23 protein-coding genes are annotated in these 24,004 nt (G+C 64.7%); 17 read left to right on the top strand and 6 right to left on the bottom strand.

The annotated features are described in order from the left end of the window. Window positions 1-7 precede the first annotated feature (7 nt). The 4 genes from trxB to ABQM86_RS07405 are packed head-to-tail and all read left to right on the top strand — an operon-like array spanning window position 8 to window position 3,533. Complete coding sequence (trxB, locus tag ABQM86_RS07420; RefSeq protein WP_369746294.1) at window positions 8-997, top strand: thioredoxin-disulfide reductase; 990 nt, start codon at window positions 8-10, stop codon at window positions 995-997. Between the two features lie 42 nt (window positions 998-1,039). After that, complete coding sequence (locus ABQM86_RS07415) at window positions 1,040-2,425, top strand: FAD-dependent oxidoreductase (RefSeq protein WP_369746293.1); 1,386 nt, start codon at window positions 1,040-1,042, stop codon at window positions 2,423-2,425. 35 nt (window positions 2,426-2,460) lie between these two features. Continuing rightward, window positions 2,461-3,117 carry an arsenate reductase ArsC gene (locus ABQM86_RS07410; protein ID WP_207596862.1) on the top strand — a complete coding sequence of 219 codons (657 nt, stop codon included), beginning with the start codon at window positions 2,461-2,463 and terminating at the stop codon, window positions 3,115-3,117. Further along, the gene (locus tag ABQM86_RS07405; protein WP_369746292.1) at window positions 3,117-3,533 is read left to right on the top strand and encodes a low molecular weight phosphatase family protein; all 417 of its coding nucleotides are present in this window, start codon (window positions 3,117-3,119) and stop codon (window positions 3,531-3,533) included. The genes ABQM86_RS07410 and ABQM86_RS07405 overlap by 1 nt, the downstream gene beginning before the upstream one ends. A 46-nt stretch (window positions 3,534-3,579) precedes the next feature. Here ABQM86_RS07405 and ABQM86_RS07400 read toward each other — a convergent pair whose 3' ends face one another. Beyond that, window positions 3,580-4,011: a hypothetical protein gene (locus tag ABQM86_RS07400; RefSeq protein WP_369746291.1), complete on the bottom strand. Its 432-nt coding sequence runs from the start codon at window positions 4,009-4,011 to the stop codon at window positions 3,580-3,582. Beyond that, window positions 3,993-4,424, bottom strand: coding sequence for a LexA family transcriptional regulator (locus tag ABQM86_RS07395; protein ID WP_026542753.1), 432 nt, complete (start codon window positions 4,422-4,424; stop codon window positions 3,993-3,995). The genes ABQM86_RS07400 and ABQM86_RS07395 overlap by 19 nt, the downstream gene beginning before the upstream one ends. A 253-nt stretch (window positions 4,425-4,677) precedes the next feature. Here ABQM86_RS07395 and ABQM86_RS07390 point away from each other — a divergent pair, with 253 nt between their 5' ends. Further along, the gene (locus ABQM86_RS07390) at window positions 4,678-5,109 is read left to right on the top strand and encodes a hypothetical protein (RefSeq protein ID WP_369746290.1); all 432 of its coding nucleotides are present in this window, start codon (window positions 4,678-4,680) and stop codon (window positions 5,107-5,109) included. A gap of 24 nt (window positions 5,110-5,133) precedes the next feature. Here the strand turns inward: ABQM86_RS07390 and ABQM86_RS07385 are convergent, their stop codons facing one another. After that, entirely contained in the window at window positions 5,134-5,730 is a 597-nt protein-coding gene (locus tag ABQM86_RS07385; protein WP_369746289.1) for a dihydrofolate reductase family protein, read from the bottom strand. 51 nt (window positions 5,731-5,781) lie between these two features. Beyond that, entirely contained in the window at window positions 5,782-5,910 is a 129-nt protein-coding gene (locus ABQM86_RS07380; protein ID WP_278251950.1) for a hypothetical protein, read from the bottom strand. Here ABQM86_RS07380 and ABQM86_RS07375 point away from each other — a divergent pair. From ABQM86_RS07375 to ABQM86_RS07325, 11 genes are all read left to right on the top strand, one after another. Beyond that, on the top strand, window positions 5,909-6,340 hold the full coding sequence (locus tag ABQM86_RS07375; RefSeq protein WP_280627548.1) for a hypothetical protein: 432 nt from the start codon (window positions 5,909-5,911) through the stop codon (window positions 6,338-6,340). The two genes, ABQM86_RS07380 and ABQM86_RS07375, sit on opposite strands and share 2 nt — an antisense overlap. Window positions 6,341-6,488: 148 nt before the next feature. Then, window positions 6,489-9,224 (top strand): GMC oxidoreductase, encoded by a 2,736-nt coding sequence (locus ABQM86_RS07370; protein ID WP_369746288.1) that lies wholly within the window; start codon window positions 6,489-6,491, stop codon window positions 9,222-9,224. Continuing rightward, complete coding sequence (locus ABQM86_RS07365) at window positions 9,221-11,242, top strand: hypothetical protein (RefSeq protein WP_369746287.1); 2,022 nt, start codon at window positions 9,221-9,223, stop codon at window positions 11,240-11,242. The genes ABQM86_RS07370 and ABQM86_RS07365 overlap by 4 nt, the downstream gene beginning before the upstream one ends. Next, on the top strand, window positions 11,239-12,294 hold the full coding sequence (locus ABQM86_RS07360) for an alpha/beta fold hydrolase (RefSeq protein WP_207596853.1): 1,056 nt from the start codon (window positions 11,239-11,241) through the stop codon (window positions 12,292-12,294). Before ABQM86_RS07365 ends, ABQM86_RS07360 begins: the two co-directional genes overlap by 4 nt. After that, window positions 12,291-13,274 (top strand): acetoacetate decarboxylase family protein, encoded by a 984-nt coding sequence (locus ABQM86_RS07355; protein ID WP_369746286.1) that lies wholly within the window; start codon window positions 12,291-12,293, stop codon window positions 13,272-13,274. The genes ABQM86_RS07360 and ABQM86_RS07355 overlap by 4 nt, the downstream gene beginning before the upstream one ends. Beyond that, window positions 13,271-13,753, top strand: coding sequence for a DUF1772 domain-containing protein (locus ABQM86_RS07350; protein WP_207596851.1), 483 nt, complete (start codon window positions 13,271-13,273; stop codon window positions 13,751-13,753). Before ABQM86_RS07355 ends, ABQM86_RS07350 begins: the two co-directional genes overlap by 4 nt. Beyond that, window positions 13,750-14,226 (top strand): hypothetical protein, encoded by a 477-nt coding sequence (locus tag ABQM86_RS07345; protein WP_369746285.1) that lies wholly within the window; start codon window positions 13,750-13,752, stop codon window positions 14,224-14,226. Before ABQM86_RS07350 ends, ABQM86_RS07345 begins: the two co-directional genes overlap by 4 nt. After that, a complete protein-coding gene (locus tag ABQM86_RS07340; protein ID WP_369746284.1) occupies window positions 14,223-15,578 on the top strand; it encodes a patatin-like phospholipase family protein in 1,356 nt (451 codons plus the stop codon). Before ABQM86_RS07345 ends, ABQM86_RS07340 begins: the two co-directional genes overlap by 4 nt. A gap of 156 nt (window positions 15,579-15,734) precedes the next feature. After that, a complete protein-coding gene (locus ABQM86_RS07335; protein WP_369746283.1) occupies window positions 15,735-16,655 on the top strand; it encodes an FAD-dependent oxidoreductase in 921 nt (306 codons plus the stop codon). Between the two features lie 135 nt (window positions 16,656-16,790). Then, window positions 16,791-17,483, top strand: coding sequence for a deoxyribose-phosphate aldolase (deoC, locus tag ABQM86_RS07330; RefSeq protein ID WP_369746282.1), 693 nt, complete (start codon window positions 16,791-16,793; stop codon window positions 17,481-17,483). A 54-nt stretch (window positions 17,484-17,537) separates the two neighbouring features. Further along, window positions 17,538-17,765, top strand: a complete 228-nt coding sequence (locus tag ABQM86_RS07325) for a hypothetical protein (protein ID WP_089594218.1) — start codon at window positions 17,538-17,540, stop codon at window positions 17,763-17,765. A gap of 134 nt (window positions 17,766-17,899) precedes the next feature. On the opposite strand, the gene ABQM86_RS07320 is transcribed toward ABQM86_RS07325, so the two are convergent. Both ABQM86_RS07320 and mfd read right to left on the bottom strand, forming a co-directional pair. After that, on the bottom strand, window positions 17,900-18,709 hold the full coding sequence (locus ABQM86_RS07320; protein ID WP_089594217.1) for a metal-dependent hydrolase: 810 nt from the start codon (window positions 18,707-18,709) through the stop codon (window positions 17,900-17,902). Window positions 18,710-18,713: 4 nt separating this feature from the next. Next, window positions 18,714-22,346 carry a transcription-repair coupling factor gene (gene mfd / locus ABQM86_RS07315; RefSeq protein WP_369746281.1) on the bottom strand — a complete coding sequence of 1,211 codons (3,633 nt, stop codon included), beginning with the start codon at window positions 22,344-22,346 and terminating at the stop codon, window positions 18,714-18,716. A 109-nt stretch (window positions 22,347-22,455) separates the two neighbouring features. On the opposite strand from mfd, the gene ABQM86_RS07310 reads away from it, so the two are divergent. Beyond that, on the top strand, window positions 22,456-23,997 hold the full coding sequence (locus ABQM86_RS07310; RefSeq protein ID WP_369746280.1) for an SDR family oxidoreductase: 1,542 nt from the start codon (window positions 22,456-22,458) through the stop codon (window positions 23,995-23,997). Window positions 23,998-24,004 lie beyond the last annotated feature (7 nt).

The following is a 24,004-nucleotide window of genomic DNA, read 5'->3' as shown; positions in this document are numbered from 1 at the left end:
GTCTCCCGTGAGCACCGCCGTCCAGACCGAACAACTGATCATCATCGGCTCCGGCCCCGCCGGCTACACCGCGGCGATCTACGCCGCCCGCGCAGGCCTGAACCCGCTGGTCCTCGCCGGGTCGGTCACCGCCGGCGGTGCGCTGATGAACACCACCGAAGTCGAGAACTTCCCCGGCTTCCCAGGCGGGATCCAAGGCCCTGAGCTCATGGATGGGCTCCAGGAACAGGCGGAAAAGTTCGGCGCCCGGATAGTGTTCGACGACGTCACTGAAGTTGATCTTAAGGGTCACCTCAAGCGTGTGGTCACTGGAGGCGGCGAGACCCACGAGGCCCCGGCCGTCATCCTTGCCACCGGTTCCGCGTATAAGGAACTGGGCCTTCCGGAGGAGAAGAAACTCAGCGGCCACGGAGTGTCATGGTGCGCCACCTGCGACGGGTTCTTCTTCCGCGAACAGGACATCATCGTGGTTGGTGGCGGCGACTCCGCTATGGAGGAAGCGACCTTCCTGACCCGCTTCGCCAGGACCGTCACGGTCGTAGTGCGCAAGGACGAACTCCGCGCCTCCCGGATCATGGCCCAGCGCGCCAAGGACAACCCCAAGATCAAGTTCGCCTGGAACTCGGCCATCACCACCATCCACGGCGACAGCAAAGTCACCGGCGTGACCCTCACGGACACCCGCACCGGTGAAACCCGTGAACAGGACGCCACCGGGATCTTCGTAGCCATCGGCCACCTGCCCCGCACCGAGCTGGTTGCCGGACAAGTCGACTTGGACGACGAGGGCTACATCAAGGTCGACGCACCCACCACGGTAACCAACCTCTCCGGCGTTTTCGCCTGCGGGGACGCCGTGGACCACCGCTACCGCCAAGCCATCACCGCAGCTGGAACCGGCTGCGCGGCCGCGCTGGATGCCGAACGGTTCCTTGCCGCGCTGGATGACGCCCACAGCATCGCCACCGCCCTGGTCGAAGAACCAACCCACGCCTAACCACTCGAAACGCCACGCCAACGGATGAAACAAGAGGACAGCATGGACTCAGTGACGAACTTTCCCATCGCAGTGATCGGCGCAGGCCCGGTAGGACTCGCCACCGCGGCCCACCTGCTCGAACGCGGACTCGAACCGGTCATCTTCGAAGCAGGCCCCTCCGCCGGCGCCGCCATCGAACAGTGGCGGCACATCCGTTTGTTCTCACCCTGGCGCTTCAACCTCGACGACGCCGCCGTCCGCCTGCTCGAACCCACCGGCTGGGAATCACCCCGTCCCACCGCACTGCCCTACGGCGGCGAACTCATCGACAACTACCTCACCCCACTGGCGGATACACCCCAGATCGCTTCCCGGCTCCAGACCGGCTCCCGCGTCATCGCCGTGACCCGGCAGGGCATGGACAAAACCCACGTCCGGGACCGCGACACCACCCCCTTCGTTGTCCGGGTTGAGCACGACGGCGGAGAAACACGGGACCACACCGTCGCTGCCGTCATCGACGCCTCCGGCACCTGGTCCACCCGCAACCCGCTTGGCACCTCCGGCCTGCCCGCCATCGGCGAAGGCCTGGCAGCTGACCGGATCTCCTCGCCGCTGCCCGACGTTGTTGGCCGCGACCGCGCCGCTTTCGTCGGCCGCCGCGCCCTCGTTGTCGGGGCGGGCCACTCGGCAGCGAACACCCTGATCAACCTCGCAGACCTCGCCAAGGACGAACCCGATACCCGCATCCTGTGGGCCGTCCGCGGCAACTCCGCCGAGAAGGTCTACGGCGGCGGTGACGCCGACGGGCTCCCTGCACGCGGCCAGCTCGGCTCCCGCCTCCGCCGCCTGGTCGAGGCCGGCACCATCGAACTGCACACCGGGTTCGGCATCGCTGCCCTGAAAAACCTCGACTCGCATGTGAGCGTCGAAGCCGTCGATGGACGCACCATCGACGCCGACGTCATCGTCCCTTGCACCGGCTTCCGCCCGGACTTGGAGATCCTGCGGGAACTGCGCCTGGACCTGGACCCCGCCGTTGAAGCTCCCACCGGGCTCGGCCCGCTGATCGACCCTGAATTCCACTCCTGCGGCACGGTCCCGGCGCACGGCGCGAAGGTCCTGACCCACCCTGAAAAAGACTTCTACATCGTCGGGATGAAGTCCTACGGCCGGGCACCGACCTTCCTCCTCGCTACCGGCTACGAGCAAGTCCGTTCCGTCGCCGCAGCCCTCGCCGGTGACCAGGAATCGGCGGACACCGTCCACCTTGAACTGCCCGAAACCGGGGTCTGCTCCGCGGACGCCGGCACCAGCTGCGACGTTCCCGCCCCTGCCGCCACCGTGTCGCAGGAGCCAGGGTCGGGCTGCTGCGCCGCTCCCGAACCAGCATTTGTCGGCTTCCCGACCGGGCTCGCACACGGCCGATCCGGCACCACCAACTGAAAGCCAGTCACCAAAACAACCATTGGAGCACTGTCATGACCGACCACCAGGAAACCACGCTCGGCCTGCAGGACAACACCGAAGTACTCCACCGCATCAGTGACCGGCTCGCCGGACGTTACGCAGGGATCTTCGCCGCAGAAACCGTCGAACGCTACGTCTTCGAGTCCTACACAGCACTGGCCCGCACCGCGAAGGTCAGCGCCTACCTGCCCGCGACCACCGAGCACTTCGCCAACGACAGGCTCCACGCCCTGGCCAAGTCAAAAAGCTCCCTCGCCTCGGAGATCCCGGAGGTGTTGTTCGTCTGCGTACAGAACGCCGGCCGCTCCCAAATGGCCGCAGCCCTGCTCACAGCCGAAGCCAAAGGCAAAATCCGCGTCCGCTCCGCCGGGTCCCTGCCCGCATCAGAACTCGACGCCAACGTCGTGACAGTCATGAACGAGATGGGCTTGGATCTGGGCAAGGAATACCCCAAACCGCTCACCGACGACGTCGTCCGCGCCTCCGACGTGGTCATCACCATGGGCTGCGGCGACTCCTGCCCCATCTACCCCGGCAAACGCTACGAAGACTGGGAACTCACCGACCCCGCTGACCAGCCCCTCGACACCGTCCGGACCATCCGTGATGAAATCCACGGCCGTGTGAAGAACCTGGTCGCCTCCCTGACGAAAGAGACTGCACTCTAATGACCTCGGAACATCCCGCCGTCCTGTTCGTCTGCAGCAAGAACGGCGGCAAATCCCAGCTCGCCGCAGCTCTCATGCGGGAACTGGCTGGGGACAACGTCACCGTCTACTCAGCCGGAACAAAACCCGGCGCGGCGTTGAACGCCCAGTCCGTGGAATCCCTGGCCGAACTGGGCATCGACGTCACCGGCGAGTATCCCAAACCGGTCACCGACGAAGTCCTCAACACCGTGGACGCCGTCATCGTTCTGGGAACCGAAGCCAAACTCGACCCACCGACCGGGAAACGCTTCGAAATCTGGGAAACCGACGAACCCTCAGAACGTGGCATCGAAGGCATGGAACGCATGCGCCTGGTCCGCGACGACATCAAAACCCGCGTCCAAACCCTCTACAGCGATCTCGCGACAACCTAACCCGACAAGGCTCGCCGTCGAGCTGGACGCAGGGCCCTGACACCCATCACACTGAACCACGACCAACTCCAGGGCCGTGCTCGAAAGATCGTTCCAAGGCAGCGATGAGAACAGCTGGCGCCAGCCGGTCCACGAGGTCCACCGGCCTGCCCTCGCGCAGCGCCGGGCATCCGGTGACCATCCACGCAGCAAAGTAGTTATGTGGAATCCTCAGGGCCATGGCCCGCACAAACAGCCCCATCACCACGGGGTGCAAGGACAGGTCTTCCCGGAACTGGAAGCCCGGGCAGTAGGTGCCATCCGCGGAAAACACCCGCACCACTTGTTGCATCACCGGTTCCGGATCCTCATGTATCTGCGCAAGCCGTCTCCGGACCCTTTCCAGGCTTGGCAGGCCGAACTCGGCGCCCATCCGTTCCCACAGCTCGCTGGGAATGGGACCTTGCGTATGGGCCGGACTCAGATGTGGTGCAGGCACGTGGTGGCAACTCCCCAGATGGTGAGTTCGGACAGTGCCGGCACACGGATGTCCGGATACTTGGGATTGTCCGCTTGAAGGATCACTCCCGAAGGCGTGACGCGGAGCCTTTTGATGGTCAGTTCACCATCGAGGACAGCCACGACGACGGACCCATCCTTCGGCTCCAGCGCACGGTTGACGATCAGCTCGTCTCCATCACTGATCCCGGCACCTTCCATGGACTGCCCCGTCACCCTGACCACAAAAGTGCTGGTGACGTCCTTGATAAGGTGCTCGTTGAGATCGATCCGGCCATCAAAATAGTCCTGCGCCGGCGACGGATACCCGGCCGCCACCGGGAGAGGTGCCAGCAAAACCGACATCAGGGAAAAGCCCGCATCTATCACGCGGGGGCCGACTATCACGCCCACAACACACCTTTATTCGAATATATGTTCGATACTCGAGTGTACAGCGGATGACGGACATTGTTGTCACTCCGCGAAGTCTGCTGCGGCGCCAGGAAGCCGGCGGAATGGAGGGCCGCCGTTCATGCGTCTTGGCGAAAGACAGGTATTTTAGGGAAGGTCAAGCGAACTGCTACTTGGCAGGAACTGAACAAACCACCGTCTTCGGCTACAGGGTTCAATACCGCGGTGGCCGGATATCGCGCATTGGAGAGCCATGACCGCCCGGAGCAAGGACGTCGCTGATGCGCTCAGCGCCGATGTCACACGCATAGTCAAGGAACGCTACCCGGATGAGCTGGCACGCGCGCAGGCCGTCCACGCACGCTCCGAGAAATTGGTTCTCGCGTTCATGTTCTCCTCGGTTGCGCTGTGGTTCCTCGGTCCGGCTCTGTTCCTGAACGGCCTCATCAGCCCGGTGGTCGCCATCATGGTGCCGGGGCTGCTGACGCTCGGGTTCCTCACGATCGTGCTCGTCGCCATCGTCCGCAACAGGGCTGCGGCGCGACCAATCGTCGAGTACGCGAAGCAGTGGGGTCAGAACGTCACCAGCGTGACGAAGAAGGGCATTACCGTCGCCGTCCCGAAGGGCGCCATCACGGTACCCGAGGAGTTCCGTGAGACACGCAGGGTCACCCGCCAGCACTGATGCCGCGATGGCGCCAGGTCCGGATCAGCGCTGCACCCGATACCGCACGTGGGTGACGAGTCCGGTCCCGCGCGCTTCGATCGGTTCAAGCGTCACGCCCCCCACGCCGTCGAGCAGCCGTTCGCCACCACCCAGGATCACCGGCGAGATGTGAAGCCGCAGCTCGTCCATGAGGCCTGCGGAGAGATACTGACGAGCGGTTTGCGCTCCCCCCGCAATCGCCACATCCCTATCCCCGGCGGCTTCCCGGGCCTGGGCCAAGGCCGATTCGATGCCGTCAGTGACGAAGTGAAAAGTGGTGCCACCTTCCATCGCCAGCGGCTCGCGCTGGTGATGGGTCAGGACGAAAACAGGTGCATGATACGGGGGTTCCTCACCCCACCAGCCGCGCCATTCCTGATCCCACGGGCCCGATCCGGGACCGGCGAACATGTTCCGGCCCATGATGTAAGCACCAGCTTCGAGGATGCCCGCGATCTCAGCTGCGCTGGCCTCCCGCTCCTCGAACTGCCAACGGTGCAGGCTCTCGCCGCCCTCCCCCAGCGGCTTATCCGGGGACTGGTTGGGCCCGGCAACAAATCCGTCAAGGGAAACAGTCAGATCACAAGTGACACGGCTCATGCGCCCATCCTGCCACCGCACGCCCGGTGCGGCCAGGGGCCAGCCCGGCCATCACAGCACCACCTGCATGGCGTTCTGCCGTTCCATGCGGAGCATCCGGCGGCGCATCTGTACGGCAGAACGGACGAGCCCTACGCTGAACCTGTCCACCAGCGCGACGACGCGAAAAGAGGCAGCCATGGCACGGGATCCAAAACCCACGTTGGAGCAACTGACGATCCTCGTCGGCGAGTGGGAAACGTCAGTACCTGGCCAGGAGGTCTCCGGCCGGACGACTTTCGAATGGCTGGAGGGTGGCGGTTTCCTCATCCAACGATCCACGGTCCAGCGGCCGGAGTACCCCAATGCGGTCAGCGTCATTGGTGCCACCGGCTCGGACGGAGCCTTCCAGCAGCACTATTTCGATTCCCGAGGGGTCGCCCGGATCTACGACATGACGCTCAAGGACAACGTCTGGATTCTCTTCCGGGATGGCCCGGACTGGCCCCAGCGCTTCGTTGGCCGCCTCACCGAGGACGGCAACACCATCACCGCCCGCCTGGAGCGCGGCACCTACCCGGGCGGGCCGCTGGAGCACGACTTCGACATGATCTACACCCGGATCGTCTAGTGCACCCTGAACCCAAGTACGCCACCTCATTTACAGATCCCCTGCCCGGTGGGAACATAAGCCCCATAGTCCGCGGAGGCAACGCCCGGCCACACCCGGCGCCGTCAGCTGCAGCTATGTAGTCAGCTCTCCTCTGAGAGGAACGGCCATGGGTCGTCTGGGGACCGGGAACAGTGGGGATGCGGGGTCTGAGCCCGCGTCTGATCCGCCACGCCACCGCGGCAGCGGCATCGGCAGCGGCATCGAAAAAGTCGACGCAGTGGTGGTGGGCTCCGGCTTTGGAGGTTCCGTTGCGGCGCTTCGACTGGCCGAAGCCGGACAGTCCGTTGTGCTCATGGAACGCGGCAAACCATACCCGCCGGGCAGCTTCGCGCGCTCGCCGTCGGAGATGGGCCGCAACTTCTGGGATCCGGACCGCGGCTTGTATGGACTCTTTGATGCCTGGACGTTCCGCGGCACGGAGGGACTGGTGTCCAGCGGGTTGGGCGGCGGCTCACTCATCTATGCCAACGTCCTCCTGCGAAAGGACGAAAAGTGGTTCGTCAACGAGTCCCCGATCCCCGGCGGTGGTTACGAGAATTGGCCCTTCACCCGGGCTGACCTTGATCCCTATTACGATGCCGCCGAAGCCATGCTGCAGCCTGTCCCGTATCCCTACAAGGACACCGCGAAGACCCTTGCCATGGAGAAGTCCGCCGCGAACCTGGGGCTGTCCATCACCCGGCCTCCCATTGCCGTCACGTTCTCAACGGCGCCTGGCACGGAGCCCCGGACCAATCACGCCTTGCCCCTTCCCGGCTACGGGAGCATCCATGGTCCCACCACGGTGCGGACCACCTGCACGCTGAGCGGTGAATGCGACATCGGGTGCAACGCCGGCGCCAAGAATACGCTGGACCACAACTACATTTCAGCGGCGTCCTTCAGGGGTGCCGATGTCAGGACGTTCCACGATGTCCGCGGTATTCGGCCGTTGGACGCTGGAACGCAGGGCGGGGGCTATGAAGTCCGCTATGTGGTGCACCATCCGGATCGACACGGCGAACTCCTCACAGAACGCATCATTCATTGCCGCCGGCTCATCCTGGGGGCCGGCACGTTCGGCACCAACTTCCTCCTGCTCCGCAACCGTGGCTCCCTTCCGGCGCTCAGCGACGCCCTGGGCACCCGCTTCAGCGGCAACGGCGACCTTTTGACGTTCATCATGGGCGCCAAGACTCCCCCGGCCAATGGCTCACGCCCGGGTGTCCGGACATTGACCGGAAGCCGCGGGCCGGTGATCACCACAGCCATCAGGGTCCCGGATTCGAACGACGACGACGGCGATGGTCGCGGCTACTACGTGGAGGATGCCGGGTATCCGGCCTTCATGAACTGGCTCATGGAAACAGCACAACTGCGCACCACCATGAAACGGACGGTGAAACTGGCGGGGCAACTGCTCAAGGACAGGTTGTTCGACGCCGGCCGCTCCAACGTCTCCGCCGACCTCGCCGCAGCACTGGGCGACGGCCGATTGTCGTCCAGTTCGGTGCCTCTGCTGGGAATGGGAAGGGACATTCCCGACGGCGTCATGACCCTTCGCGACGGGAGGCTGGCCATCGCCTGGACCATGGCAACGTCCAAGGAGTATTTCGGCCGCGTCCGCGAGACCATGGAGGCGATTTCCAAGGACTTGGACGGGGACTTCATTGACAACCCCCTGTGGTGGGCCAAGCGTGTCATTACGGTTCACCCCATTGGAGGCGCCCCGTCCGGCCGGCATCCGGGGGAAGCCGTCTGCGATTCGTATGGGGAGGTGTTCGGATACCCGGGACTATTCGTCGTTGACGGGGCCGCAATGCCCGGTCCGGTGGGCGCCAACCCGTCCCTGACCATCGCCGCATTCGCAGAGCGTACCTGCGCCCACATCATCGAGAACGCAGACAAGGCGCAACACCGGGGCATCCGTCCGGAAGACACTGAAGGCTCCGGCGGGGCCCGCGAAAAGGTGGCCGTTGAACGGGAGGCAGCAGGCGCCGTCGTCGACGTCGGTGCATCCGCTCCGCGCGCGTTGGCGCCGGACGCTACCAAAGGCAAGGCGGCACCAGCGGAACTGCCCGCGAGCGCAGCGCCTGAGGTACCTCAGGCGCGCAGCCGCGGACTCGGCGGGCCTGGCGCTCCCGACGCCCCAGAGACCACCTCCGTGCGGTTCACCGAGCAGATGCACGGTTGGTTCAGTCCAGGCACCACCGATCCGGAAAAGGGGCGGAGCCTGGGCCGGGACCGCAGCCGGAAGATCATGTTCGAACTGACCATTACCGCCGAGGACATGGAGGCGTTCGCGACCGATCCGAACCACCCTGCCAAGGCCGAGGGCTACGTGCTGGCGGACTACTTTGGTGGCCGGATGCCGGTAGAGCGGGGCTGGTTCAATCTCTTCATTCCGGATGCGTCCGACGACGGCGCACCAGCCAGGCGCATGCTCTACCGCTTGTGGCTTCGGGACCCAGGTGGCACGCCGTTCACGTTCACCGGGCACAAACTGATCCATAACGAGGCAGGTTTCGACCTCTGGGCGGACACCACCACCCTGTACGCCACCATCCTCCGCGGCCATGTGCCGCCGGATGCTGTGCCACCCGATCCAGGGACGCCGGACGTTACACCGCCGGACGCCGGTCGGCCCGTTGCAAGCGGCGCTGCCCAGGCAGGCGTAGTTGGCGCCGGGATCCTCTTCATCCGGCCTCTCGACTTCGCCAGGCAACTGACCACGTTCCGGGCCGAAGGACCGGCCCCGGCCGCAGGCTTGACGACCTTCGGCAAACTGTTCGCCGGCGAACTCTGGCAGGTCTACGGCCAGGGTCTCAGACGCGTACCGTTCCCGTTCACGTCAAAACAATGAAAAGCCGGGAGCTCGCGAAACACCACGCCGCACTGGGCTTCACACCCCAGACGGCGGTTCGTTGGCTCTCGCCCCTGTCCTTGGCCAGAACCGCGTTGAAGGTCGCGGCGGCCACAGTCTTTGCCGATTTTGGCGATAAGCGCGAGCTTGAGGGAAGCTTTCCAGCGGACCCCTTGCGTTTGGACAAACTTCCCGTCCCGGGCCAACCGGCGCAGCCCGTTGTCAGCAGCCGCGGGCTTCCCTCACCTGCCGATCTCGAGGATGAGCCCGCCGCGGCTCCGGCAACGACGGAGATGTGGCTCGATTTCACGGCCGACCTCGGCGATGGCTTCGATGCCACCTACACGGTGGCATCCTTGCTGGCCCAGGACACCCTGACGGTGGACGGGCATGAACTTCCCCGTGGAAGGGTGCTAGTCCTTGGCGGGGACGAGGTCTACCCGGTGGCGTCGCCGGCGGCGTACGAGAACCGGATGGCGGGCCCGTACCGGACGGCGTTCCCACCTGTGTCGAGCGGCCCAGGAAGCGCCGACGCCGCGCACAACGGGCCCCACAACGCGCCTCCGGTCATGCTGGCGCTTCCCGGCAACCACGACTGGTACGACGGCCTCACCTCGTTCATCCGGGTGTTCACCAGGCAGCGGAGCATCGGAAACTGGCGGACCATCCAAACCCGGAGCTACTTTGCCCTCCGGCTGACCGGAATCCCTCCCGGACCGGGCCGGAACGGCACCCCCGGCTGGTGGTTGCTGGGCTTGGACAGCCAACTGGGGCAGTACATCGACGAGCCACAACTAGACTATTTCTACCGGAACGTCACTCTGCAACTGCAGCCCGGCGATGCGATCATCCTCTGCGTCGCTGCTCCGTTCTGGGTTGACGCCACTCAACCCGGGTGGGGTGAATTCCGGCAGGTGAACTTCTTCGAGCAGGACTATCTGCGCCGCCGCTTCAACCCTGAAACGGGCCTCTTCGACGCCACAGGTGCCAGCGTCAGGCTCTGGCTCACCGGAGACCTCCACCACTACTCCCGCTACGAGGACTCCCCTTCCCACCTTCACTCCCACAACCAGCACCAGACCACGGATCCGGGCAGGACCCAGATGATCACCTGCGGGCTGGGCGGCGCTTACCTCTCGGATACCCACGGACTGCCGGAACATCTCACCCTGCCTGCCGCGCCGGCTGCTCCCGGTGAATCGTCCAGTGTGCGGGACACACAACGGTCGGGCCCACAACAGACGGGCCCAGGCCGCGCCTTCACCCGCACGACCACCACCTTCCCCGGCCAAGGGAACTCCCGCCTGCTCGGCCCGCAACTGGCCAACCCCTTCTCGCAGTTCTGGCTCCCCATCCGCAACCCCGGCTTCGGACTATCGCTGGGCATCATGCACGTGGTGGCCGCCCTGGCGCTGTGGACGGTCTTCAGCGCCTTTCGCGGGGAAGGATTCGTGGACAGCCTGCGCAGCCTGAGCCGCGGAGACACCCCGGTACTTGTCATTGTCCTGATCCTTGCAGGGCCGCTCCTCCTGGCGATTGCCTCGTTGTCCGCGCGTTCGCTGGGCGTGGCCCAGGCGGGCATCGTCGTTTTCGCCCGCGGCGCCCTGTACCAGCTGTCCGCGCTCGCGGTGAGTACCGCCGTCGTGATCCTTGTTCCTTGGCCGGAGATCTGGCCGGACGTCGTGATCCTGCTCCTGGTGCTTGGCCTGGTACATCTGGGCGGGTGGGCGCTTGGCAGCGAGGCCTTCGCCCTGTACATCCTGGCGACACCCAGTGGCGAGGTGGCCTCGTGGAAGATGTCAGGCCAGGCGATCGAGGACCACAAAGGCTTCCTCCGCATCCACCTCTCACCCGACGGCAACCTCACTGTCTACCCGTTGATGGTGGACACCGTCTGCCGCGACTGGCAACTGGCAACGAACGACGACGGCGCGCGGCTGGTTCCGGTGACCGGCCTGCCTGCCGTGCGGCTGCTTGAAGAACCCATCACCATCGCACGGAAGGGAAACACCCCATGATCATCACCCGTGCCGAGCACAGGACCGAGGTCATTCCTCTCCGTGCCCGGGACAACACGCCCTTGAGCCTGGTCCACGTCACCTCACCCCTTGAAGCGGTCAAGGGGCCGGTGATCCTGGTTCACGGTTCCGGAGTGCGGGCCGAGCTGTTCAGGCCGCCGGTCCGCACCACCATCGTCGATGTCCTCCTCGAAGACGGGTGGGATGTTTGGATGCTGAACTGGCGGGCATCGATCGACCTTGATCCCCTGTCCTGGACGCTTGCCGATGCCGCCGTGTACGACCATCCCGCCGCCGTCGAGCACGTCCTGAACGCTACCGGCGCGGAGACCATGAAAGCCGTCATCCATTGCCAGGGCTCTACGTCGTTCACGATGTCGGCCGTGGCGGGGCTGCTGCCGCAGGTGGACACCATCGTGTCCAACGCGGTGTCCCTGCACCCCGTAGTGCCGGCGTTCTCGCGGCTGAAAATCAACTACCTCACGCCCGTAGTCAAAGCCTTCACGCCGTACCTGTCGCCGGCGTGGGGGTACAAGTCCCAGGGCTACTTCACCCGGGCCATCCGGGGCCTGGTCAAAGCCACCCACCATGAGTGCGACAACACTGTTTGCAAGATGGTCAGCTTCACCTACGGCAGCGGCCGCCCCGCCCTCTGGTCCCATGAGAACCTCGACGACGCCACCCACCAATGGCTCACCGGCGAGTTCGCCGAGGTGCCCGTGACGTTCTTCGAGGAAATGGGCCGCAGCATCAAGGCCGGGCACATGGTGGCCGCCGGCGACCATCCGGAATTGCCGGACAACCTGGTGGCCGAAGCCCCCCAGACCGATGCGAGGTTCGCCTTCATCGCAGGTCTGGACAACCTGTGTTTCCTGCCCGAAAGCCAGCAACGCACCTACGAATTCTTCCAAAAGCACCGCCCCGGGAAGGATTCACTCCACCTCATCCCCGGGTACGGCCACCTGGACGTCTTTTTCGGCGACCACGCCTGGCAGGACACCTTCCCCATCATCGTCGACGAGCTGAACCGAAACCCGGAGTCGAAGCCATGAAAAACCTCACCGAACTGGCCGCACCCTTGCTCAAGCTCCTCCCGTCCCCGGTTCCGCGGAGGCAAGAACGGCTTCGCGGACAGCATGCGTTCGCGGACGGGATCAAATACGTCATGCCGGTCAATTCCGACGACTCACCGGTGTTGATGGCGGCCTTCCCCATCAACAAGCGGGCGGCCGCCGCTGCACTCCCCGGTTCGGAAATGCGGCCGTTCACCCTCGGCGGCAAAGGGCTCCTGGTGGTGACAGTGGTCAACTACAAATCCACGGACATCGGCAAGTACATCGAGTACTCCCTGGCCATCGCCATCACCCACGGCAGCAGGCCTGCCCCGCCCATCCTTCCCCTGCTTTTCCAAAAGACGTTCAAGCTCGGCCAGTTCGTAGTGGACCTGCCCGTCAGTACCGAAGTTTCCGTGAAAGGGGGCAAAGGAATCTGGGGCATGCCCAAGCACCAGGCCAATCTGGACTTCGTGGTTACGGACACCACCGTGTCAGCCCAATACGACAAGGACGGCCAGTTGGGTTGCTACATCGAAATTGAACGGCCGGCCGGACCAGGGGCAACCCAGCTTCCCCTCAAACTTGCCGCGTCCAACTACTGTGTGTTCCGGAACATGCTCTGGAAATCGGACATCTACTTCGAAGCCACCGGTGACATCGCCCTCGGCGCCCAGGCCAAGGCGCGGCTCATCCTCGGTGACGCGCCTGGCGTCGAGCCTTTAAGGGACCTGCAGGTAGAGAGCAAACCGGTGTTCACCGCCTGGCTGCCCCAAGCCCACGGGGTCCTGGATGACCACTACGAAGCGTGGTTCCTCACGGCTCCCACCCAACTGGAGGCCGTGGCCCTTCGCGGCGGGGACATGATGGACAGCGTGGTGGACCTGGGCCAAGGGCAGGAATGGCTGGCGCCACCGGACCGGAGCCGGGTCTCGGGCGCTGCCGCACCAAGTGCCGACTCCCGTGGAGGTGCCCAGTGAACTGGCTCCTCCTGCTCAACGCCCTCTACTTCCTCTTCGGGGCCACCATGTATGTGGGCACCATGTGGGTCCTCAAGTTCTTCCTCTACCCCACCTGGGAATCGTTGGCCCGGGACAACGTGGACATGCACTTCGGCATCCCCACCCGGGCGGCCACCAAGTTTTTCACCATCGTGGTGCCCATCATGTTCATCTCCGGCGGCATTCTCGTCTGGTCCGAATGGGGAACCGTCCGAGTCATCCCCGCCATCATTTGCCTGCTGGGAATCATTGTCCTGACCTGGGTGGGCCAAGGGATCATCATCCCCATCAACGTCCGGATCCGTGGCGGCGACTTCGCGGACGACGCCGAGCTCAGGTCGCTGCTCAAACGCTGGATGATGCTCAACGACATCCGGTTCTACGTCTCCACCCTGACCTGGGCGGCCATGGTGTGGCTGTTGGTGGACCGCGGCCGGCTGCTGGAGTCCTACGCGTGACCGCGCACCAGCCGGCACCCTCCGGGCGCCACCCCCGGAAAACACACCCGCCGGGCACCGTTGCCTGGGCCGTGGCCGATCCCCTCCGCTCCGTCCTCGCGGTCATCGCCGTCATCACCGTCCTGACCGGAGCCGTGCAGGTCCCGTTCGGTGGGCCAGTCCTCCACCTGATCGGCGCAGACTCCACCCCCGAAACCCGCCAACTCTTCGGCACCGTGGGAATGTTCATGGTGGTGGTGGGCGGACTGCTCCTCCACACCCTCCTCAACGCTGTTCCCTCCCCCGAGGTGGTGTTGTGGTCCGGGCTCCAGAAAACCGGCGCGTTCGGGGCCGTGGGCATCGGCGTCCTCAACGGTGTCTTCGCACCCATTGCCCTGATGGTGGCCTTCTTTGACCTCGCAACCGGGATTCTCCTCTACGTGTATTGGCGCCGTCTCAGCGCCGCACCTGCCAACTCCGGGTTGGCAGGATGAAGCACCCGGCAAAACGCTCACTGGTCCTCGCCGGCGGCGGCATGCGGGTGGCTTGGCAAGCCGGAGTGGTAAAGGCGCTCACCGAGGAAGGCTTGGAATTCCAGCACGTCGACGGCACCTCCGGCGGGATCCTCACGGCCGGCATGATTCTCTCCGGCGTCTCGCCGGATGAGATGTGTGCCCGGTGGTCGGGCGTCGACGTCAAGGACTTCGGCTCAGCACTGCCCGTGGGCGACTACCTCAAGGGTCCGTGGTCGTTGCCCGCCGTTGGCGACGCCGACGGTATCCTCAACAAGGTCTTCCCCGCCTTGGGCATCAACGACGCCACCATCCGGGCCCACGCAGCGGAACCGGACGCCGTCGAGGGTTCCTTCAACGTGGTGGAGTTCACCGGAAAGCGCTGCCACGCCATCGACGCCACGGACATTGATGCCGGGCTCATGGCTGCCGGCATGTCACTTCCGATCTTTCTCCCGCCTCTGCGGCGGGACGGAAAAGTCTGGACCGATGCCGTCTGGATCAGGGACGCCAATGTGGCCGAAGCACTGCGGCGTGGGGCCGACGAAGTGTGGTTGGTCTGGTGCATCGGAAATACGCCTTACTGGGGCGACGGGCCGCTGGAACAGTACGTGCACATGATCGAGATGAGTGCCATGGGCGCCCTCCTGGCTGATTTCGATGCTGCCGAGGCTGCCGGACGCGAATTTGTGCTGCACGTAGTCCGTCCCCGGCACCCCCTTCCTCTGGATCCAGAGTTCTATCTGGGCAGGATCGATGCCGATACGCTGATCGGCATGGGCTACAGGGACGCCCGCGCCTACCTCGATTCGAGGACTGACACCGGATTGGCCAAGGATGCCAACTGCACGGCGATGACAGAGCCTGCGCCGGGTGTCCGCGTCAACGACACCCTCCGGGGCGACTTGGACGGATCGCCCGTGACGTTCAAAGCCACGGTGGTCCTTCCCTCCGATCCCGGGGACGAAGCGCCGCAGCTCAGCGGCTATCTGGAGCACTCCCGGTTCGGGCGGGTCTTCCTGGCGGGCGGGCGCGTAGAGACCCACGGCGACGACGTCACCTACCGTGCCCGCATAAGGGTCGACGGCGGGTGGCAGAGTCTTGCGGTAACCCGCACATTGCACGATGACCCGGGGCCGGACGCCTGGGCGGATTCGCGGCGAGCCAGGCTGGAAGTGGGTGGACTGGTGGCCGATCTGACCATGAGCCTGGCCGACGCTGCCGGCTTTCTGGCTTCCGTTGAACCCGTCGGCGCCCACGGTTTCGTGGACCGTGCGGGCGCGGTGGCAGGCTTCGCGGGGAACGGTTTCCGTGAGCTCCTGCGCCGATACTGACGCCGGCGGCAGGCCCGATGTGACGCACGTTATTACCGGCCGGTAAACACCACGCTTCAGATCCGCCAAAGATGGCAACAGCGGGGAAACACCCGCGAAAAACCGGCCGCCTACGCTGATGATCAACAGCAGGTCATCTGAGCGAAAGGGCCAAACATGTCCGCCACCCCGTCCGCACCCTCCCTCCACATCGTCATCGCAGGCGCAGGCCCAGCGGCCCAGGCATTGGTGCGGCGGCTTGCAGGAAGGTCAGACTCCCGGCAACGCGCTTTCGACGGAACCATCACCGTCCTCAGCAACCGCGACGAGTGCCCTGACGCTCTACTGGAACTCGCCGAGCTCCCCCAGGTTTCGGTCCGTTTCGGGCAGCCGGCCAGCTTCATCGACTCCGACGCCAAAATGGTCACCACCGTGGACGGCCTGGAATTTTCCTACGACCAGTTGGTCATCGCCACCGGTTCTGCCCCTTCCCTCCCGCCCGTAGCCGGAGCCGAAGCTGGCCTGAGCTACTCCACCATCGACGACGCCGCGACCATCGGTGAGGCCGTCAAGGAGGTCACGAGGATGGTGGGCCGCCGTCCCCTCGGAATCCTGGTGGGCAGTGGGCCTGCCGCCGGCCAGGCAGAGGCCGTGCTCCGTGCCCGTGGAGTCCGGCCAGTCCGCACCACCCTTCGCCCCGCCGCGGTGATTGCCGATCCCATTCCCGTTGCTTCCACAACTCCTGTTGCGTCCACTGCCGCAGGCGCACCGGAGTCCAACCTGCCGGCCACTGGCATCCTGTTCGAGGACGGCAGCAGCATGAAGGGGGACCTCGTGGTCATTGCCGAGGAACGCACGGCCCGTAACGACCTTGCCGCGAGCGCCGGCTTGGCGGTGGCGTCCGACGGCGGCATTTCCGTGGGGCGCGACCTCGCCACCTCCGTCCCGGGCATCTGGGCGATCGGCGACGCCGCTTCGTGCGACGGCCTCCGCCTTGGCCTGCTTCTCTCCGCTGAGTCTTCTGCGATGTTGTGCGCATCCGGCATGCTGTTGGGGACACGGGGCAGCTCTGACCAGCAGGTCCCCATGGCGGCTTAGCCCGTCCTGGGGCCCGCCTTCCACGGTACCCAGGCCCTCCCTGCGGCAGGCAACCCATGTGGCAAGATGGTCCTTTGACGGGCAGTGACAACCCTGCGGCCACCGGGCCGGCCACGCCCTGCACGGAAGGATCCCATGAGCAACCAAGCCGTCGCCCCGGCGAACATCGCCTCCTACATCGACCACACCTTGCTGAAGCCGGAGGCCAGTGAAGCAGACGTCCTCAAGGTCTGCGCCGAGGCCATCGAATACCGGTTCAAGTCCGTCTGCGTGAACCCGGTCTGGGTCAAGACCGTCACCAAGGCCCTCAAAGGCTCCGGTGTGCTGACGTGTTCGGTCATCGGATTCCCACTGGGCGCTACGCCCAGTGACGTCAAGTCTTTTGAGGCCCGCGGAGCAGTGCTCGATGGTGCGGACGAGATCGACATGGTGATCAACATGGCCTCTGCCCGGGCCAATGACAAGGGTGCGCTGGTGGACGACATCAGGGCTGTAGCCGAGACGATCCACGCCGGTGAGGCCATCCTGAAGGTCATCATCGAGACGTCCATGTTGACCGACGAGCAGAAGGTCATCGCCTGCGAAGCGGCCGTGGAAGCAGGTGCGGACTTCGTGAAGACCTCCACCGGCTTCAATGGCGGGGGTGCAACGGTTGAGGACGTCGCCTTGATGCGCAAGACCGTTGGACCGGACCTCGGGGTCAAAGCCTCCGGTGGCGTGCGGTCCCTCGCCGATGCACAGGCTATGATTGCTGCTGGTGCAACACGTATCGGAGCAAGTTCCGGAATTGCCATCGTCAAGGGTGAACAAGGTTCATCCGCCTACTGAGGCTTCCGCAACTGCCAAAGAATTTTTGAGCCCCGCGGGGCCGAGGAGGAACGAATGTCCAAGAACGCAACAAGCGCCCCCATTGAACGCGAGAACAACCTGGGCACAAGCATTGTGCTGTTCGTGGTCATGATCGTGCTCTTCCTGGGCTCCATCTACTCGCTGTCCTTCCTGAGCTTGGACAACCCGTGGCCGATGGCCGTTTGCCTGGGCCTGTTCGCGCTGGCTTTCTGGATCCCGCAGACCATTCTTGGCCGTTCTGATTCCGCCGGCGAAAGCTAAACCCCTTAGATACAGCGAAGCGGCCCAGGTTGATGCCTGGGCCGCTTTCTTTTAACCAATTGGACGCCCGCCCGCGATGCAGTCAGGGCAATCCCGCCAGGAGCAATCCCGCCAAGAGTAATCCCGCCAGGCCGTCACGGTAACTGCACCACGCCGCCCAAGGCCGCCAGGACACCGGGCCAGTGCTGTTGCGCCAGTGTCCATGCCGCGGCTCCCATGCCCACCATGGCATAACCACTGACGGGAATCAGGACCAGCCACTCGCGTCGGGAACCAGCCCGCCCCAGCAGTGGAATGGAGAAGGCCCCGTTGGACCGCCAAATTCCGCTGATCAACGATTTGCGCAGGAATTTAGGTGGCTTGATGACAATCGGCCATAACAGCGGAACTCCCCCCACCGTGATCATGTCCCCCACAATGTGCACCACTACGCCGGTGAGCATGGACAGCGGCAACCAACCCCACTGATCCGGCGCAAACCACGTCACCAGGCCGGCCATGACCAATGCGAACAGCCAGTTGGTAATCCAGCCTGACTTCGGGAACAGGTTCAACGCCTTGGCCGCCAGGTTGATCATGAACATGCACAGCAGCCCCGCGCCCACAGACAACTTTCCCATGGGCGTCACCATCTGGAACTGCGCGGCCATTGCTGCCAGCACAACAAAGGCCGAGGCCCCCAACAGGGAATGCGTCCCTTGGCGGTGCCCGCCGCTGGCCTTCTCAATTCCCACCGCAATCATGTTGGACAACGGCGGCAGGGAGTTGGCGATCGTGCTGTGGCGGTGGTCCCAGTCGACCACCAAAGCAGTTCCCGCCGTCGCCATGGCACCGATCAGGATCCCGGTGGAATCCAAGGGGTACCAACCCAGGGCGTACGGGCCGGTTGAGGCAATAGCTATCCACGCCGCGGCTCCCGACGCGGCGTGATGTCCTCCCATCATTCAGTTAGCCAGCCTTCACAGGTACGTCGGTGAAAATGGCTTCAATGACGGTGTTGGCCCACTGCAGGATTTCGGCATCCTGGAGGTCGCGCCCGCCGATCCTGGCGGTTTTGGGCTTGGGAATCAGGACGGCATCCATTGCGGGCTTCACTTGGGAGCCCGGGTACATGCGGTTCAGGCGCATGGTTTTGGATTCGGGCAGTTGCGCCGGCGAGAATCGGATGAAGTTGCCTTGGAGCGCGACGTCGGACAGGCCGGCTTCGCGGGCCCCCACCCTGAAGCGCGCCACGGCAATGAGGTTCTGCGCAGGCAGCGGTGGCTCGCCGTAACGGTCCACCAGTTCGGCCAGGACTTCGTCAATCGCTTCGTACGTGATGGCAGCGGCCAGTTTGCGGTAGGCCTCCAGGCGCAACCTTTCGCCCGGCACGTAGTCGTGCGGAAGGTGGGCGTTGACGGGCAGTTCGATCTTCATTTCCGCCGCCTTTTCCTCGGCCTCACCGCGGTACTCGGCCACAGCCTCGCCCACCAGGCGGATGTAAAGGTCAAAGCCGACGCCTTGGATGTGACCTGACTGCTCACCGCCCAGGAGGTTTCCCGCGCCACGGATTTCAAGGTCCTTCATGGCCAGCTGCATCCCGGCCCCGAGTTCGTTGTGCGCTGCCACGGCTTTGAGGCGTTCCAGCGCTACCTCGCCCAATGGCTTCTCGGAGGGGTACAGGAAGTAGGCGTAGGCGCGTTCACGGCCACGGCCAACCCGTCCACGGAGCTGGTGGAGTTGCGAGAGGCCGTACTTGTCCGCGCCATCCACAATCAGGGTGTTGGCGTTGGAGATGTCCAGGCCCGTCTCAATGATGGTGGTGCAGACCAGGACGTCGAACCGCTTCTCCCAGAAGTCCACGATGATCTTCTCGAGGCGGCTTTCGGACATCTGTCCGTGGGCAACTTCCACGCGGGCTTCCGGAACAAGTTCGCGGATTTGTGCGGCGATGCGCTCGATCGAGGAAACCCGGTTGTGGACAAAGAACACCTGTCCCTCGCGCATAAGTTCGCGACGGATCGCTGCAGAGGTCTGCTTGTTCGTGTACGGGCCCACGTAGGTCAGTACGGGGTGGCGTTCCTCAGGCGGCGTGGCCAGGGTGGATGTTTCCCGGATGCCAGTGAGGGACATTTCGAGGGTTCGGGGAATCGGCGTTGCACTCATCGCCAGTACATCAACGTTGGTGCGCATTTTCTTGAGCGCTTCCTTGTGTTCCACCCCGAAGCGTTGTTCTTCGTCCACGATCACCAAGCCCAGGTCCTTGAACTCGAAGTCCTTGGACAGCAGCCGGTGCGTGCCGATCACTACGTCCACGGCCCCGCTCTTGACACCCTCGGCCGTTTCCTTGGCTTCTTTGGTGCTCTGGAAACGGGACAGCGGCTTCACCCGCAACGGGAACCCGGAGAAGCGCTCCGTGAAGGTTTCATAGTGTTGCTGCGCCAACAGTGTGGTGGGCACCAGCACAGCTACTTGCTTGCCATCCTGAACGGCCTTGAACGCTGCACGGACGGCGATTTCCGTCTTGCCGTAGCCCACGTCACCGGACACCAGCCGGTCCATGGGAATCTCCCGTTCCATGTCCGCCTTGACCTCGTTGATGGTGGTCAACTGGTCGGGCGTCTCCACATACGGGAAAGCTTCCTCCAGTTCGCGCTGCCACGGGGTATCGGGGGCGAAGGCATGTCCGCGGGATGCCATGCGGGCGGAGTACAGCCGGATCAACTCTCCGGCGATTTCCTTGACCGCCTTGCGGGCCTTGGACTTGGTGCTGGCCCAATCGGCACCACCCATTTTGCTCAACGCGGGGGTGTCTCCGCCGACGTAGCGGGTCACCTGGTCCAGCTGGTCGGTGGGCACAAAGAGCCTGTCCCCGGGGGCGCCGCGTTTGGACGGCGCATACTCCAGCACGAGGTACTCGCGCAGCCCGGCATCGGACGACGATGTGCCAGCCACTTTGCGCTGGATGAGCTCCACGAACCTGCCGATGCCGTGCTGCTCGTGCACCACAAAATCGCCGGCGTGCAGCTGCAACGGATCCACGGCGTTGCGGCGCTTGGACGGCATGCGGCGCATGTCCTTGGTGGAACTGGCCGTCGCGCGACCCAGCAGGTCGGCTTCGGTCAACAGGCCCAGTTTGAGGCCGTCCAGGACAAAACCACGTCCGACGGCGGCGGTGGTCACCTCGATGATGCCTGGCTGCGGATCCTTCTCCAGCGACTCAACGCGGGAACACGGAATATCGGCGTCGTGGAACAGCTCCGCCAGGCGTTGGGCAGGCCCGGGACCATCGGTCACCACCACCACCCGCCATTGCTCGCGGACGCGGGAGCCGATGAATTCCAGCATCTCCGCCACTTCACCTTGGTAGCCCCGAGGTTCACGGGCACGCATGTTCAGGACGTCGATGTCCAGGACCAGGTCCTCATCAGTGGCCAGTGAGGTGATGGACCACCAGGAGACGTTGTGGGCAAGGGCAGCCGAGCGGGTGTCGGTCAGGGACCGGAAACTGGCAGCATGCAGGTCCGTGGAGGCCTGGGACGACAGGTCAAGGGGCGCCGCACCGCCGTCGGACGCTGTTGACCAGGCGGCTTCCAGGAATTCCTCGTTGGTGGCCGCGAGATCGTGCGCGCGGGTGCGTACCTTCTCTGGTTCGATGACAACGGACAAGGACCCGGCCGGGAGCTGGTCCACGAACGGGACCATGGCGTCCACCAGCACGGGCGCCAGCGATTCCATGCCTTCAACAGCGATGCCGCCGGCGATCTTTTCCAGCATGTCCGCAGCTGCCGGCATGTCCGCCTTCAGCTTGGACGCGCGGGACATCACGGAGGGCGTGATCAGGATTTCGCGGCACGGCGGAGCATGGAGCGCCGTGGGGTGGTGTATGCCGGGGGCGGACAGCGAGCGCTGGTCGGCTACGGCGAACCAGCGCATCTGGTCCACTTCATCACCGAAGAATTCCACGCGGATGGGATGGTCCTCGGTGGGCGGGAAGACGTCAAGGATGCCACCACGGACGGCGAATTCGCCACGGTGGGTCACCATGTCCACACGGGCATACGCGGCATCGGACAGCGCGCGGACTACCTCCGTGAACGAGCGTTCCTGTCCCACCTGCAGCGTCACCGGAACCAGGTCACCCAGGCCGGCCACAAGAGGCTGGACCACGGCGCGGACAGGAGCCACCACTACGCGCAAGGGGGCCGCCGTCGACGTCTCCGGGTGGGTCAGGCGGCGCAAGACGGATAGGCGCCGGCCCACGGTGTCCGAGCGGGGCGACAGCCGCTCGTGCGGGAGGGTTTCCCAGCTGGGGAAGGCGGCCACGGACCCGGCCGGAAGATAGGAGGCCAGAGCAGCGGTGAGGTCTTCGGCTTCGCGGCCAGTAGCTGTGATGGCGAGGACCACGGGAGTACCAGCGCCGTCGGCGGCTGCGTCGGCCAGGGCGTCGGCCATTTCCGCGAGCAGCACAGCCCGCATGCCCGTGGGCGCGCTGATCTGGTAGTCAGTGTTGCGGTCGCTGAAGGGCCGCTGAGCTTCCGTTCGGACGCGCGCGAAAGTCTTGTCCTCCGCCAATGCGCGGCGCAGACCGTTGAGGCTCATGACAGAAACTCCTAGGGTGGGTCCAAGGGCAGGCAACACAAATGCCCGGAAATTCAGATGAACGCCGGGTCATTCCAGCCTACCTCTACCCCCAGCCCCAGGAGTTCCTTTGCAGCCTTCGGAAGCCACCCATTCCAACACCCCGCAGGACACCAAGACCGTTCTGGTGACCGGCGCCACCGGCTACATCGGCGGCCGCCTTGTCCCCCGGCTCCTCGAGGCCGGCCACAGGGTCAAAGTCCTGGTCCGCACGCCACAGAAGATCGCCGATGTTCCCTGGCATGACCGCGTGGAGATCATCGAGAACAGCTTGTCCGACGCCGAAGGCCTCACCGAGGCCCTGGCTGGCGTGGACGTCCTGTATTACCTGGTCCACTCCATGGCGTCCGGCAGCGGATTCGAGGCCAAGGAAGAAGCAATGGCCCGGCTCGTGGCAGAAGCCGCAGCCGAGGCCCACGTGGACAGGGTTGTCTACCTCGGCGGACTGCACCCGGAGAACGAGGAACTTTCCGTCCACATGCGGTCCCGCGAGACTGTGGGAAAGGTGTTCCTCGATTCGCCGGTGGACGCGATCGTGTTCCAGGCCGGTGTGGTGATTGGTTCCGGGTCGGCGTCGTTCGAGATGATCCGGCACCTCGCCGAAACCCTTCCCGTGATGCCCGCGCCAAGTTGGGTTGGCAACCGTGTTGAGGCCATCGCTGTCCGTGACGTCCTGCATTACCTCGTAGCTGCCGCGGCGCTCCCGGAGAAGGTGAACCGTTCCTTCGACATTGGGTCCCGGGACGTCCTGAAGTACAAGGAGATGATGAACGAGTACGCCGTGGAGCGTGGGCTCCCCCGGCGGCTGGTCATTGCGCTCCCTGTGCCTGCACCGAAGCTTGCCGGTTTGTGGGTCGCCTTGGTGACCCCCATTCCGTTGTCCATGTCCCTGCCGTTGGTGCAGTCGCTGCAGCATGACGCGGTGTCGCGGGAGCACGACGTCGACCGTTACTTCCCGCAGCCCGACGGCGGCCTGACGCCCTACCGCCGCGCCGTCGCCTTGGCGCTCGGCAAGGAACGGGACGGGCAGGTGGAGACCACCTGGGCCAACGCCGGCATCGACGCCGATCCGCTTCCCAGCGACCCCGACTGGGCCGGTTACAAAGTGTTCCTGGACGAACGGACCTTCCACAGCGAGGCGACGCCGGAACATGTCTGGACCATCATCGAAGGCATCGGCGGCAAGAACGGATGGTACTCCCTGCCCTTGGCCTGGCGGATCCGCGGGTGGCTTGACAAGCTCCAAGGCGGCGCCGGATTGTTGCGGGGACGCCGGCATCCCAAGACGCTGAACACCGGCGAGGTAGTGGATTGGTGGCGGGTGGAGGCCATTGACCGGGGGCACCTGCTGCGCCTGCGGGCCGAGATGCGGGCACCGGGAGGGGCATGGTTGGAGCTGGCGGTGGAACCCGACGGTAATGGCAGCCTTTACAAACAGCGCGCCATTTTCTTCCCGCGAGGCTTGGCCGGGCGGCTCTACTGGCTGGGTGTCTACCCGTTCCACGGCTTGATCTTCCCGTCCATGGCCCGCAACATCTCGGCAGCGGCCATCGCCCTCCAGGAAAGCCCGCCCAAGACCGCCGGTTCAGGGGTGGCCAGCGAGACCCCGTAGGATGTTG

The organism is Paenarthrobacter sp. AMU7 (assembly GCF_041200195.1).
Classification (GTDB): Bacteria; Actinomycetota; Actinomycetes; order Actinomycetales; family Micrococcaceae; genus Arthrobacter.
The sequence above is the reverse complement of the archived record's forward strand: the minus strand, read 5'-3'. Positions and strand labels throughout refer to the sequence as shown.

What these genes read in the sequence shown, in the direction of transcription:
- ABQM86_RS07415 (WP_369746293.1), top strand. Translation starts at nt 1,040, where the DNA reads ATGGACTCAGTGACGAACTTTCCCATCGCAGTGATCGGCGCAGGCCCG.
- ABQM86_RS07410 (WP_207596862.1), top strand. Translation starts at nt 2,461, where the DNA reads ATGACCGACCACCAGGAAACCACGCTCGGCCTGCAGGACAACACCGAA.
- ABQM86_RS07405 (WP_369746292.1), top strand. Translation starts at nt 3,117, where the DNA reads ATGACCTCGGAACATCCCGCCGTCCTGTTCGTCTGCAGCAAGAACGGC.
- ABQM86_RS07390 (WP_369746290.1), top strand. Translation starts at nt 4,678, where the DNA reads ATGACCGCCCGGAGCAAGGACGTCGCTGATGCGCTCAGCGCCGATGTC.
- ABQM86_RS07385 (WP_369746289.1), bottom strand. Translation starts at nt 5,730, where the DNA reads ATGAGCCGTGTCACTTGTGATCTGACTGTTTCCCTTGACGGATTTGTT.
- ABQM86_RS07375 (WP_280627548.1), top strand. Translation starts at nt 5,909, where the DNA reads ATGGCACGGGATCCAAAACCCACGTTGGAGCAACTGACGATCCTCGTC.
- ABQM86_RS07380 (WP_278251950.1), bottom strand. Translation starts at nt 5,910, where the DNA reads ATGGCTGCCTCTTTTCGCGTCGTCGCGCTGGTGGACAGGTTCAGCGTA.
- ABQM86_RS07370 (WP_369746288.1), top strand. Translation starts at nt 6,489, where the DNA reads ATGGGTCGTCTGGGGACCGGGAACAGTGGGGATGCGGGGTCTGAGCCC.
- ABQM86_RS07365 (WP_369746287.1), top strand. Translation starts at nt 9,221, where the DNA reads ATGAAAAGCCGGGAGCTCGCGAAACACCACGCCGCACTGGGCTTCACA.
- ABQM86_RS07360 (WP_207596853.1), top strand. Translation starts at nt 11,239, where the DNA reads ATGATCATCACCCGTGCCGAGCACAGGACCGAGGTCATTCCTCTCCGT.
- ABQM86_RS07355 (WP_369746286.1), top strand. Translation starts at nt 12,291, where the DNA reads ATGAAAAACCTCACCGAACTGGCCGCACCCTTGCTCAAGCTCCTCCCG.
- ABQM86_RS07340 (WP_369746284.1), top strand. Translation starts at nt 14,223, where the DNA reads ATGAAGCACCCGGCAAAACGCTCACTGGTCCTCGCCGGCGGCGGCATG.
- ABQM86_RS07335 (WP_369746283.1), top strand. Translation starts at nt 15,735, where the DNA reads ATGTCCGCCACCCCGTCCGCACCCTCCCTCCACATCGTCATCGCAGGC.
- deoC (WP_369746282.1), top strand. Translation starts at nt 16,791, where the DNA reads ATGAGCAACCAAGCCGTCGCCCCGGCGAACATCGCCTCCTACATCGAC.
- ABQM86_RS07325 (WP_089594218.1), top strand. Translation starts at nt 17,538, where the DNA reads ATGTCCAAGAACGCAACAAGCGCCCCCATTGAACGCGAGAACAACCTG.
- ABQM86_RS07320 (WP_089594217.1), bottom strand. Translation starts at nt 18,709, where the DNA reads ATGATGGGAGGACATCACGCCGCGTCGGGAGCCGCGGCGTGGATAGCT.
- mfd (WP_369746281.1), bottom strand. Translation starts at nt 22,346, where the DNA reads ATGAGCCTCAACGGTCTGCGCCGCGCATTGGCGGAGGACAAGACTTTC.